Genomic DNA, 11,645 nt, shown 5'->3' with positions numbered 1-11,645 from the left:
ACGCCCTAAGGCGTCTTTTTCAAACTGGAGCGGGTGATGGGATTCGAACCCACGACCCCAACCTTGGCAAGGTTGTGCTCTACCCCTGAGCTACACCCGCGTTCCGTGGGCGGTGTTATTACTGAACTTACGAAGACATGCAAGAGAGAAAATGTACCCTCCAGTCAATTTTTCAGCCCGTGCCGTTTCTTGCGATGAAGAAGCCTGATCTTCTGACGAGATCAGAGGCGTTCCCACGAAAGCGCCCTTGCACACAGAGCCATCAGGCCCGATCTTCAACGGAACTAGATTTTCCCAGCAGGATGGCTTCCATTCCATGAGCAGCACTTTTGACGAACATCTGATTGGCCAGTCCCCGTCTTCAGGCAAGGCCGCATACATCGTCGAAGCAGATCAGACGACGTTCATGGCGGACGTTGTTGAGGCCAGCCAGCAGATCCCGGTTCTAGTGGATTTCTGGGCCCCCTGGTGCGGCCCCTGCAAACAGCTGACGCCCGTTCTGGAAAAGATCGTCCATGCTGCCAACGGACGGGTTCGTCTGGTCAAGGTCGATGTAGAGGCCAACAAGTCCCTCGCGGCTCAACTGGCTCAGATGGGGCTTCCGCTTCAATCCATTCCCGTCGTGGTCGCGTTCTGGAAGGGTCAGGTTCTGGATCTTTTCCAAGGTGTGCAGCCAGAAAGTGAAATCCGCCACTTTGTCGAATCGCTTTTGAAAGCTGCTGGCGGCACGATGCCCGCAGCAGATATTCTGGCCGCAGCCAAGACAGCCCTTGCCGAAAACCAGCCCGCAGAAGCTGTCGGCCTCTACGCGCAGGTTCTCGATGCAGAACCTGAAAACCCTGAAGCATGGGGCGGGATGCTGCGTGCGCTTCTGGCCCTTGATGAGTTGGAAGGGGCAGAAGAAGCGTCCAGCCAGATCCCTGCCAAGCTTAATAACCATCCTGAAATCACAGGCGCGCGCGCAGCACTCGCTCTCAAGAAAGAAGGTGCGGCAGCGGTTTCCGAACTGGATACTCTCAAACAACAAGCCGCGGTCTCACCTGCTGACTTCGATATCCAGCTCAAACTAGCTGGCGCGCTCAATGCTGCGGGAAATCGCGCGGATGCTGCGGATGTCCTGTTGGGCATTATCCGTCAGGACCGTGACTGGAATGAAGGCGCTGCCAAAACGGAACTGCTGCGTTTCTTCGAAGCGTGGGGCCATACGGACCCTGTAACGCTTGCTGCGCGTCGCAAGCTGTCTTCTCTGCTGTTCTCGTAATCCCATGACGAAAACGCCCGACACCTTTCTGGATCTGAATGATATCCCGCGCAGGGTTCCAGCTCTTGCGGACCTTACCCTTGCGGATATTCCTCCGCGGGTCGGGCTTTTTCCACTGTCTGGAGCCATGATTCTGCCAGGAGGGCATCTGCCTCTGACGGTCTTTGAACCGCGCTATGTCGCCCTTCTGGAAGATGCTCTCGCGGGGCGCCGACTCATCGGGATGATACAGCCACAGGAAGAAGACGAAACGGATCCACTTCCCGTCCTGCATAACATTGGGACACTTGGTCGAATCACCAGCTTCACAGAACACTCGGACGGTACATTTTCCATCACGCTTCTGGGCATCACTCGTTTCAGACTGCTGATGGAAGGTTTGACACAACGGGGCTGGAGAGAAGGCACTATTGACGCCTCACCTTTCTTTTCAGACCTGCTGGAAAGCGACCCCTCCCCGATCAATCGGGCGCGTCTGCTAAGCCGTTTGAAAAGCTATCTGACAGCACATCAGCTACAGACGGACTGGTCTTTGCTTGATGAAATGGATGATGACATGCTGCTCGTCATTCTGCCGATGCTTGTTCCGTTCAGCTCTGAACAGAAACAGGCTCTTCTTGAAGCAAGTACACTGGATGACCGCGCCGGGGTCTTGCTGGATCTTCTGGCAAAAGGCATGGAATGACCATGAACACTGAACTTGACCCTCGCCTCCTGTCCTTGCTGGTTTGCCCCCTCACCAAAGGGCCGCTCACCTATGACCGTGACACGCAGGAACTTATCAGCCCCCGCGCGAAGCTGGCATTTCCAATCCGGGATGGCATCCCCATTATGTTGCCGGAAGAAGCGCGCTCTCTCTGACAGAGGCCCCTCTTTAGACCCGATGCAATGCAGGAAGATCGTTCTGAACCTTGAAGTTCATGACGATCTTCATCAACTGGGCGGCATCCCCCACCAACTCCTGACTGGAGTTGCTCATCTGCCTCACGATCGCCGCGTTAGTCTTGGTCACGGCTTCAAGCTGTGTCGTACTGGTGTTGATATCCATGATCCGCTGCGCCTGAGCCTCTGCACCTGAGGCAATTTGTCCCACAGCTTTCCCCAGTCGATTCACGGATGCGCTGATATTACCAAGCGCAGCCCCCGTTTCGTCGACCATCGTCACGCCACGCTCCACGTCTTCCATACTGCTGCTGATCAATTCCTTGATCTCACGGGCGGCTGTTGTAGACCTCTGGGAAAGTGCACGTATCTCCTGGGCAACTACAGCAAAACCTCGCCCCGCATCGCCGGCACGTGCCGCTTCTACGCCTGCGTTCAAAGCCAGAAGATTTGTCTGAAAAGCGATCTCATCAATAACGCCAATAATCTGGACAATTCGTGTGGATGATGCCGAGATCTTGGCCATTGCTTCAACTGTCCGAGCAACAACTTCCGTACTTTGCCCTGTTTCATGACAGCAGGCTTCGACCGTCTCATCTGCCTGGCGCGCTTCCTCAGCCACTTCCTTTACGGACGTCGTCAACTGGGTAATGTTGCGCGATACGGTTCCCAGGGCGTCAACCTGCTCCGCAATACGACAGGCAATGTCCTCGGATGAACTGCTGATCATTCGGGCCCGGTGCTCCACGACACCAGACGTGGAGCGTACCCCCTGCACAATCCGCCCCAGTCCACTGCAAGCGCGCTGGAATGCCCCGCTCATCCGCGCTGCCTGGCTGGCAAGCTCAGGATCAATGTCCTGTACAAGATCTCCTTCGGCCATGCGGTCCAGCGAATCTGCAAGTGCTTCGGAAAGAGCGGACAGACTTTCGTTGCGCTCTTTCTCGGCGCGGGAACGCTCCTGCCCGTCCAGATTCAGAGTGTATGTCTCAAGGCCAAGTTCCATATCCAGAAACGCGGCTTTGACCAAAAGCCCGACCCGCGCAGCAACGTCTTGGCTGGTCAGAACAGATCGGCGTTTACCGAACAATCTCGCGAAAAAGCCCTGTTTCTGTTCTGGCCAAGCCTCCTGAATAACACCTGCGACAATACCTTCGACCAGCAGCCCGTAACTGCCGATATACCATTGTGGATCCAGGCCAATACGAGCGTGAGTATTCCCAATCGCACGCGTACTCTGGACATAGTCGGGGCCGAAATCACCCTCGAGAATACGGCTCCAATGTTTTTCCTGCTGTGTGCGGGCTGTATTCTGCTGGGAGGAGCTCGAGAAAAAACGTGCCAGTTCCGGTGTCTCGTCCACACGTCGATAAAACCGGTCAAGCGCAGGGGGCAAGATCCGGCGGATCTGTTGGCCAATTCGGGATATCAGGGCTTTTTCACTGGCTCCAATTCCCAAAAAGGCAAGGCGCTCTTTAATATCTGCCGCGACCTGCTCGGTCATTTCTGGTCTCCAAGACGTCAACTCGGCCCACTGGTGAGGACTGCTTCCGCCCTACCACGCCAATAGTTACGCAATCATGAAGACCAGACCGTCAGCCGCCGCTCGCAGCCCTGTCGTTCTTAATTTCCACTGTTTTTGCCGTACGACACTTCTGTATCCGGAACTGCGGGACGCGGTGTAATATCGGCTGTGTTGCCACCCATACCACCGGTCCCGAAGGTCATCCCTTCAGAAGACGGATCGCTGCTTTCACGTGGACGGTTTTCCTCGCTCATTCCACCCGGCGGCATCGGCATAACGGGGGCATCATCCACATAGGATACGCCGCTTGGATGCGAGCGACGATGAGAGGTTCTATCCGGAGCAGCTCCCGGCGGGGGAAGTGCGGTCATATCCGCAGCCGGTCCGTCAAACATTGAACCAACACCACATCCCGTCAGGGACAGGCAGGACACCATCAGAGAAAGAGAAAGCCACCGCATAAGCTGACATTACCATTTCCTTGCGGTTGACGCATCCCCATCTCAAGTGGGACACAGCGCTGCCTGAAGCTGCTTCATGCTCTCACAGTCGAGGACGTTTTTGATGTTTGAAGGCCGGATTACTTCTGCCGCTACGCTGCGACGGGCCTGGTGGGACAGTCTCTTTGTGGACCATTCCATCTTTCGCCTCGGCTGGACAAATCTTGCGGAAGTCGTTCCTGGCAAGGTGTGGCGCTGCAACCACCCAACACCGTCACGTCTGCGCAGACTAACAAAGCAGCTTCACCTCAAGACGCTCGTAAACCTGCGCGGACATCGCAAATGTGGGTCAGACGCTCTTTCTCGCAGCACAAGCGAGAAGCTGGGTCTGACGCATCTGGATATGGCGTTTGAGAGCCGGGGCGCGCCACACAAGGATCGCATCCTGCGCTTTCATGCCATGTATCAGACCCTTCAGTTTCCAATGCTGATGCACTGCAAGTCAGGAGCTGACCGCGCAGGATTAGCTTCGGGGCTGGTTGTGATGTTTGAGGGGGGAACGGCAACAGACGCTCTCAGGCAGCTGCACTGGCGCTTCGGACATTTCAACCGGTCCCGCACGGGAATCCTGGATGCATTTTTCCTGCGCTACCGCGCTGAAGCCGAAGGGCGTCTTTCCTTCATGGATTGGCTTCAGACCGAGTACGATGAAGACCGGCTGCGGGCCGATTTCAAAGCGGGCAAGATTTCGTCCTTCCTGAACGATAGCATCCTGCGCCGCGAATAGACCCTGGCTTATTCTTCTGCAGGGCCGAGGCTGCGGATAAGGTCCAGCATTCGCTTTCGCACGGAAGGATCTGGAATGCGATAATAGGATCGCACCAGATCAACCGTTTCACGCCGGCTGAAAAGCGCCGCTTCATCAGCTGGCAGATCAAACAGCCGTGGCGGTTGAACCGCTTTGCGGGGCGGACCGCCGAAAGTGGCCTGCGTTTCTGCAAAGCCGGTCGTGACTGAGGGCTGAAGGGGTACAGGTGCTGCCTTGGGGGCCGCATCCTGCATATCATCGAAGAAAAAACCGATCGGCACATCCAAGACACGCGCCAGATCATAGAGGCGGCTTGCCCCTACGCGGTTGGCACCACGTTCATATTTCTGGATCTGCTGGAACGTGAGTCCCAGCGCCTCTCCAAGCTTTTCCTGCGAAAGCCCCATCAGCGTGCGCCGCAGCCGAATGCGGTTTCCGACATGCACATCGACCGGGCCAGCAGCCGAAGCACTCTTTGGCTCGGCCTTAACGTGACCCGTAGACATGATAATCCTCCCCTGAGACAAAGAGAAGGTAAATAAAACAACCCTAGATTGTCAATATTAACCTTTTTGACGCATTACAACCCGCTCTCTCTTTCGGCGAACCGTTGGCCAGAACGAGAGCACTACGCACAGCAGCGATAGAGCCAACGGAATGGCACGCCCGTATCGGGAGAAGATCGTCGGTGAGAGTGGTGACGGAATATCACTGACCATCACGTCTGCCCTGCCCCAACCCAGACGAGCCGTTTCGCGTCCGGCCGCATCATAAATCGCAGAAATGCCAGTGTTGTTCGCGAAGACAACCGGAAGACCTTCTTCCACTGCCCGCAGACGGCCCGTGGCAAGATGCTGGCGCGGGCCAGCACTATTGCCGAACCAGGCGTCATTAGAAATGGTGACCAGCCAGTCAGGCCGATCATGCCGTGCAACGACAGACCCGGAAAAAATGATCTCGTAGCAAACCATTGGACCGACGCGGCCAATATCGGGAAGATCCCATGTCTTGAGACCGGGCCCGGGCGTCAGAACTCCTGGAAGCACGTTGAAGGGAATGATCCAAGGCTGGTACTCCCCAAATGGCACCAGACGGCTCTTGTCGTAGATGGACGTAATCTTGCCATCCTGATCCACCAGTTCGAGGCTGTTGTACCAGTGGCCATTTTCTTCACGATCTGACCCGATCATTGCCGAAGCACCGCCGGCTGCATGGGCAATTACCTGCCGGGCCAGTTCATCCTCGTCGAGAAGCCCCGGAAAGCCGGATTCTGGCCAGATGACAACCACAGGCCGGTCATCGCCCATCAATCGGGCCTTCTGCGTTCCCTGAGCCGTCAGGCGGAGGTAGCGCCGAAAATTTTCGACGCTTTGCTGCCGGTTGATGATTTCATTTTCCGAGACATTCCCCTGAACCAGAACCGCACGCGGATTACTGATCGGCAACGGAGTTACTGTGGCAAGCCGCCAGTAGCCGCCACCGAGCCACAGCACGCTGCACACGAGCACGCTTAAAACAGCAACACGCCCACGAAAAAGCGCCAGAGATGCCAGGACCAGCGCAAGAGTCAGGCCGTCGACACCCAGAATGGACGCGGGCTGGATCAGCGCATTGCCGATCGAACCGGGCAATTCCAGATCGCTGCCCAGTGGATTCCAGGGGAAGCCTGAAAAAATCAGGACGCGCGCCATATCGACGACCGTCCAGCTTCCGGCGAACATCAGAATACGCCGCCACCCAGCTGGCACAAGACGACAGAGAACCGCGGGAACAGCCATCAACGGGGCAATAATGAGCGCAACACCCGGAGCCGCGAACGGAATGACCCACCAGAACTGATGGATACGCGTCAGAATGGCATTGGTCAGCCAATACAGGCCTGCCGTGTGAAATCCCATTCCAAACAGGAAGCCGCAAAGAGCAGCCTGCTTCCAGGATGCCGCATCCTCAGAGGCGCGATAGAGGACCAGCAGCCCGAGAGGGAGCACAAAAAGCGCACAGACAGGCGGAAGAGACAGGGCAGAAAACGCCCCTGCCAGCACCATCAGGCCGGCAAGTCGCCAGCCACGCACAGGGAGCGTCGAAATCATGAAGATGATTATCCGTTAGAAAAAACGGTCGGGCCACAGAGGCCCGAGCCGGAAATCAGTCCAGAGCGTCCCGAAGGCGGCGCTCGTAATGGCGGTAATATTTATCCGCCAGAAGTTCACTCTTTACCAGAACGGCTACGTCCGTCGTGTTGAACTGCTCGTCCACAACAGCACCATCTCCAACATATCCCCCAAGGCGGAGATATCCTTTGATGAGAGGCGGCAGCTTGTTCAGGCAGGCCCGGTAATCAAGCGTATGCGGGTCCGTACGCAGCATTTCCACATAACGATCTGGGAGCGCCCGAATTCTGAGAGCGGGAGGAGCCAGATGATTATGATGCAGATAGGTCAGTTGATCGGAGAGCGCATCAGGATCTGTGCCCGGGAGGCTTCCGCAACCGAACAGCACATCGATCCGGTGAAGAAAGATATAGGATGCAATGCCACGCCAAAGCAACTGCATTGCAGAACGTCCACGATGTTCGCGAGCCACACAGGACCGGCCAACCTCAAGCAAACGCCCCGGAAATTCCGTCAGGGTCGAAATATCGTATTCGGAAGCCGTGTAAAAACGGCCAATCTTCTCGGCAGCATCGGAACGTAGAAGGCGATAGGTCCCGACAACGCCTTCTGCACCAGAAGAAATGCTGTGGTCGATGACGAGAAGATGGTCGGCAACCTCGTCAAACTCGTCCACGTCCCGCTTTGTGCGGAATGCGCGTTCGTCCGGGTGCGCGCCAAGTTCTTCAAAAAACACACGATACCTCAGGGCCTGAGCAGCATCCCGCTCAGCCTCGGTAACAGCGATGCGAACACCCAGAGAACCGCCCCGAAGCTCCTGGAAACCGCCGTCGCGGTTCAGAGCCAGCGTGGAGAGGGTCTCCATCTGCTTGAGTGTTTCTTCACTACTGATGAGCGAATGGGCTGTCGGTGAGGTTTTTTCCTCGGCCGGATTGGTGCTCATGATCCGCTCTTGTTCCTGTTCTTGGCAACAGTCTGCTTCGGAGTTTCTTTTTCAAGACGATGACCGAAGAGTTCTATGCGGTGTGAGACGAGATCGAATCCGAGACGTTTTGCAATCTGCGTAAGCAGACGGACAGGTTCGTCATCTTCAAATTCGATGACACGGCCGCTGTCTACATCAATCAGATGATAGTGATGGCCACTGTCGCTGGCCTCATACCGGGCACGCCCACCGCCGAAATCACGGCGTTCGAGAATCCCTTTTTCTTCCAGAAGACGCACGGTCCGATAAACCGTGGCAACGGAAATGCGGCTGTCTATGGCGGATGCGCGCCGATAAAGCTCTTCTACGTCCGGATGGTCGCTGGCTTCAGACAGAACATGGGCAATAACCCGACGCTGTCCTGTCATCTTCAAACCATTTTCCACGCAGAGGCGTGCAATGGGAGAATCATCGACAACGACGGAACCTTCTGGCTTCCGACCTTGCGTGCGAGCGCGTCTGTCCGCGATTTTCATATCTACGACCATATCAGCGGCCTAGCCGAAAACCGGACCATTTGTCCAATCAGAGATGCAAATAAAAGAACCGGCTTCCTGCGGATGAAGATCAGGAAGCCGGGAAACATCCTCAGTCTTCGCGACGACGGCCGAGGCCGATCTTGCGTGCCAGGGAGGAACGATGGCTTGCGTAGTTCGGAGCAACCATCGGGTATTCCGGCGGCAGACCCCAACGCTCGCGGTATTCCTGCGGCGTCATGTTGTAGGCTGTCTTGAGGTGACGACGAAGCAGCTTCAGCTTCTTCCCGTCTTCAAGGCAGATGATGTAGTCAGGGAATACTGATTTGCGGGGCGGAACTGCTGGCACCGGCTTCTCAGCGGGAACCTCTTCCTGCACATCCACCGTTGCAAGCGAATCATGTACCGAGCGGATAAGACCCGGCAGCGCGTCGGCTCCGATATCATGGCTGGATACGTAAGCGGTAACAATCTGGGCGGTCAGATGGCGCAGATCGAGGTCTGCAGTCTCATGCGGCATAGTGTAATAGTCCTTCATCCGGAAACGACGAGTTCCCTATCAGTAGAAGCCTCCTACCAGCAAGCAAAAACAAGGAAAAACTAGAATATGACAAAATATGAAACATTTCTTCTTGATGTAAGCAACAAGATCTGTCCGATGACGACTGTACATGTCCGCGCCCGTCTCGACACCATGACTTCCGGTCAAAAAATAAAAGTGATCGTTAAAGGCGAAGAGCCTAGAAACAATGTAACTGCATCGGTACTATCACTTGGGCACAAAATAATAGAAAATTTTCCACATCAGGAAGACCATGATCTTTACTGCCTACTCATTCTGAAGGCGTAGAGACCAGAACCAGAGCATCGCTTCCATCACGATAATAGCGACGTCGATGGCCGGCCTTTATGAAACCGCACCGATCATAAAGTTTTTTTGCTGAATTGTTACTTATTGATACTTCCAGAAATATTTTTCCTTTTGGAAGTATTTGCTCAACCAGAGATTTTCCCAGACCAAGACGCCGGAACGACGGTCGAACAGCCAATGTCAGGACTTCTGTTTCATCCATGACGGTTCTGGTCAGGATAAAACCCGCTGGCTCATTTCCTTTAAGAACAACAAGAGCTTCTGTGCCCGGAAGACCCAGAAGGGATGTAAAGGAGTCCGCGTCCCACACTTCTCCTCCCGCAAACGCTTCTTCATGAAGCGCCGCCAGTAACGGAGCGCTTTCCACGCCCGTGACTTGAAATATTAAATCCGGAGGAGACGGCGTCATTGAGGGAGAGGGCGAAGTCCAGCAGCGGGCGGTTTGGCTTCGGGGGGGTCAACATACAGAGGCATCAGTGGCCCCGAAGGCAGGGTCTCAGCGGCACGGACAATACCGAGAGCATCCGGAGCGACACAGGCCACAACACGACAAGGCCACGTCTCACGCTCAGACACTGCGTCGCCGGCAATAACCTCAAATGCAGACGCATCGAGATCATCAGCAGAAATTGCGAAAACCTCGCCCGTCGGCGGGTCCACAAAATACCTACCGCGTCTGGCAACACTGATACAGGTTACATCAAGCTGACCGAGCGTAGCCCGAATGGCAGCCCCCAGAGTGACGCCAATTGTCGGGCATTCCCATCCTGCGGCCAGACCTGCGGCAAGAGAGAGTGACGCTCTCAAGCCGGTGAAAGAGCCGGGACCGATCACAGCAACAACCCTGTCAGGTGCACCAGACCAACCACCAGCTTCGAGAACAGTCCGTAGTGCCGGAGCAAAATGCTCGGAAGCACCCCTCCCCGCCAAATGCTGTTCAGCAACGATACGACCGTCTTCGACGAGCGCTACAAGATTGGTCGATCCCGTTCCGGCACCTGCGCCGTTAAAAACAACGGTCCTCACAGACACAGACACGCCTCGCCGAAGTCCAGACGTGGCGCACGGGGCTCTGCATGGTCCGGATGAGGCTCGTTTTCAGCAGGGTAACCAAGTCCCACTAGAAAATTCGCCCGCCAGCCTGAGGCGGTCAGCAGCGCATCTTCCACCATGAACGCATCGAACCCGGACATCGGCATGGCTGCCAGTCCAAGCATCCGTGCTGCCAGAATAAGATAACCGCCTTCCAGCGTACCGTTCCGGAAAGCCGTCTCTTCCGAAAGCCCGACATCTGCCGCAAACCAGTCCCGCAGGCCTTCATCTGCACCCAGACGTGGCAAAGCCTCGAAGAACAGAGGATCATGGCAGACAACGGTCAGAACCGGTGCCGCCATGGCGCGAGCGACATTGCCCGGTGAAAGGGCCGGGCGCAGGCGCTCTTTGGCATCCTGCGTTGTCAGGAACACAAAGCGTCCCGGAGAGCAGTTGCCCGACGTGGGGCCAAGCTTCACCAGATCGTAGAGGTGACGCAAAACATCTTCCCGGACCGGACGCGGGGAAAACGCACGCGGTGTTCGGGCCTGCGTGAAAAGGACTTCGGCTCCCGGCACGGGACCGGAAGCCAAATCGTCAGTCACGGGAAGAGACGTCTGGCCATCCATGGATCAGTCCTCAACCTGCTCAACGGACTGCACTTCCGGCACATAATGACGGAGCATGTTTTCAACACCATGCTTCAGCGTCGCGCGGGAAGACGGACAGCCGGAACAGGCGCCCTGCATCGTGAGGTAAACAATCCCGTCCCGGTAACCACGGAACGCGATGTCACCACCATCTCCGGCAACAGCGGGACGAACACGTGTGTCCAGCAGATCACGGATACGCGTCACGACATCCGCATCTTCCGGCGCGACGTCGTATTTCAGCGCTTCGTCATCACCGGCCAAAACAGGCTTTCCGCTTTCGAAAAACGTGGTCAGAGCGCTGAGAACAACAGGCTTGAGATCGCCCCAGCTGACGTCCTGCGCCTTGGTGATGGACACGAAGTCACTTCCCAGAAAGACGCGCTTGACGTCTGGCAGGGCAAAGAGGGCTTCAGCAAGCTCGGAGCGGCCTTCGGCAGCAGAAGCTTCGCCAAAATCAACCGTGCGCGTGTCATTCGTGACCGGTCGACCCGGAAGGAACTTCAGCGTGGCGGGATTCGGAGTATCTTCGGTTTCAATGAACATCGTCATCATGTCCTCAGTGGCCAGTCCGCACCTGACATGTGCCACTTCAGCCGCTGGC

16 protein-coding genes and 1 tRNA gene are annotated in these 11,645 nt (G+C 56.1%); 5 read left to right on the top strand and 12 right to left on the bottom strand.

What is annotated here, in order from left to right:
- Positions 1-25: 25 nt before the first annotated feature.
- Positions 26-100 (bottom strand) — tRNA-Gly (locus JN414_RS05920).
- A gap of 216 nt (positions 101-316) precedes the next feature.
- On the opposite strand from JN414_RS05920, the gene JN414_RS05915 reads away from it, so the two are divergent.
- Genes JN414_RS05915 through JN414_RS05905 form a run of 3 tightly spaced genes read left to right on the top strand, consistent with a single transcriptional unit; the run spans position 317 to position 2,122 of the window.
- Entirely contained in the window at positions 317-1,261 is a 945-nt protein-coding gene (locus JN414_RS05915) for a co-chaperone YbbN (protein WP_202207097.1), read from the top strand.
- 4 nt (positions 1,262-1,265) lie between these two features.
- Positions 1,266-1,946 carry an LON peptidase substrate-binding domain-containing protein gene (locus JN414_RS05910; protein ID WP_202207096.1) on the top strand — a complete coding sequence of 227 codons (681 nt, stop codon included), beginning with the start codon at positions 1,266-1,268 and terminating at the stop codon, positions 1,944-1,946.
- The gene (locus tag JN414_RS05905) at positions 1,943-2,122 is read left to right on the top strand and encodes a Trm112 family protein (RefSeq protein ID WP_046900670.1); all 180 of its coding nucleotides are present in this window, start codon (positions 1,943-1,945) and stop codon (positions 2,120-2,122) included. The genes JN414_RS05910 and JN414_RS05905 overlap by 4 nt, the downstream gene beginning before the upstream one ends.
- 13 nt (positions 2,123-2,135) lie before the next feature.
- Here the strand turns inward: JN414_RS05905 and JN414_RS05900 are convergent, their stop codons facing one another.
- Both JN414_RS05900 and JN414_RS05895 read right to left on the bottom strand, forming a co-directional pair.
- Complete coding sequence (locus JN414_RS05900) at positions 2,136-3,647, bottom strand: globin-coupled sensor protein (protein ID WP_202207095.1); 1,512 nt, start codon at positions 3,645-3,647, stop codon at positions 2,136-2,138.
- 119 nt (positions 3,648-3,766) lie between these two features.
- Positions 3,767-4,129, bottom strand: a complete 363-nt coding sequence (locus JN414_RS05895) for a hypothetical protein (RefSeq protein WP_202207094.1) — start codon at positions 4,127-4,129, stop codon at positions 3,767-3,769.
- A 103-nt stretch (positions 4,130-4,232) separates the two neighbouring features.
- On the opposite strand from JN414_RS05895, the gene JN414_RS05890 reads away from it, so the two are divergent.
- Complete coding sequence (locus tag JN414_RS05890; RefSeq protein ID WP_202207093.1) at positions 4,233-4,895, top strand: tyrosine-protein phosphatase; 663 nt, start codon at positions 4,233-4,235, stop codon at positions 4,893-4,895.
- 8 nt (positions 4,896-4,903) lie between these two features.
- Here the strand turns inward: JN414_RS05890 and JN414_RS05885 are convergent, their stop codons facing one another.
- The 5 genes from JN414_RS05885 to JN414_RS05865 all read right to left on the bottom strand — a co-directional run bounded on the left by JN414_RS05885 (position 4,904) and on the right by JN414_RS05865 (position 9,008).
- The gene (locus JN414_RS05885; protein WP_202207092.1) at positions 4,904-5,422 is read right to left on the bottom strand and encodes a helix-turn-helix domain-containing protein; all 519 of its coding nucleotides are present in this window, start codon (positions 5,420-5,422) and stop codon (positions 4,904-4,906) included.
- Between the two features lie 57 nt (positions 5,423-5,479).
- A complete protein-coding gene (gene lnt / locus JN414_RS05880; protein WP_237389897.1) occupies positions 5,480-7,006 on the bottom strand; it encodes an apolipoprotein N-acyltransferase in 1,527 nt (508 codons plus the stop codon).
- A gap of 55 nt (positions 7,007-7,061) precedes the next feature.
- Positions 7,062-7,892 carry a GNAT family N-acetyltransferase gene (locus JN414_RS05875; protein WP_174694812.1) on the bottom strand — a complete coding sequence of 277 codons (831 nt, stop codon included), beginning with the start codon at positions 7,890-7,892 and terminating at the stop codon, positions 7,062-7,064.
- Between the two features lie 74 nt (positions 7,893-7,966).
- Positions 7,967-8,500, bottom strand: coding sequence for a Fur family transcriptional regulator (locus JN414_RS05870; RefSeq protein WP_052750032.1), 534 nt, complete (start codon positions 8,498-8,500; stop codon positions 7,967-7,969).
- 100 nt (positions 8,501-8,600) lie between these two features.
- Entirely contained in the window at positions 8,601-9,008 is a 408-nt protein-coding gene (locus tag JN414_RS05865; protein ID WP_202207091.1) for a MucR family transcriptional regulator, read from the bottom strand.
- 87 nt (positions 9,009-9,095) lie between these two features.
- Between JN414_RS05865 and JN414_RS05860 the strand changes: the two genes are divergently transcribed.
- A complete protein-coding gene (locus tag JN414_RS05860; protein WP_202207090.1) occupies positions 9,096-9,338 on the top strand; it encodes a sulfurtransferase TusA family protein in 243 nt (80 codons plus the stop codon).
- Here the strand turns inward: JN414_RS05860 and JN414_RS05855 are convergent.
- From JN414_RS05855 to JN414_RS05840, 4 genes are read right to left on the bottom strand one after another with little or no spacing between them, the layout of a single operon-like run.
- Entirely contained in the window at positions 9,322-9,726 is a 405-nt protein-coding gene (locus JN414_RS05855; protein ID WP_237389896.1) for a GNAT family N-acetyltransferase, read from the bottom strand. The genes JN414_RS05860 and JN414_RS05855 overlap by 17 nt on opposite strands.
- 38 nt (positions 9,727-9,764) lie before the next feature.
- Entirely contained in the window at positions 9,765-10,391 is a 627-nt protein-coding gene (tsaB, locus tag JN414_RS05850; protein WP_237389895.1) for a tRNA (adenosine(37)-N6)-threonylcarbamoyltransferase complex dimerization subunit type 1 TsaB, read from the bottom strand.
- Positions 10,382-11,020, bottom strand: coding sequence for a malonic semialdehyde reductase (locus JN414_RS05845; RefSeq protein ID WP_202207087.1), 639 nt, complete (start codon positions 11,018-11,020; stop codon positions 10,382-10,384). The genes tsaB and JN414_RS05845 overlap by 10 nt, the downstream gene beginning before the upstream one ends.
- A gap of 3 nt (positions 11,021-11,023) precedes the next feature.
- Positions 11,024-11,587, bottom strand: a complete 564-nt coding sequence (locus JN414_RS05840) for a NifU family protein (RefSeq protein WP_046900986.1) — start codon at positions 11,585-11,587, stop codon at positions 11,024-11,026.
- Positions 11,588-11,645: the final 58 nt, after the last annotated feature.

The sequence above is a fragment of the Gluconobacter sp. Gdi genome (assembly GCF_014132155.1).
Lineage (GTDB): Bacteria > Pseudomonadota > Alphaproteobacteria > Acetobacterales > Acetobacteraceae > Gluconobacter.
This window is presented reverse-complemented; position numbering and strand designations above follow the sequence as displayed.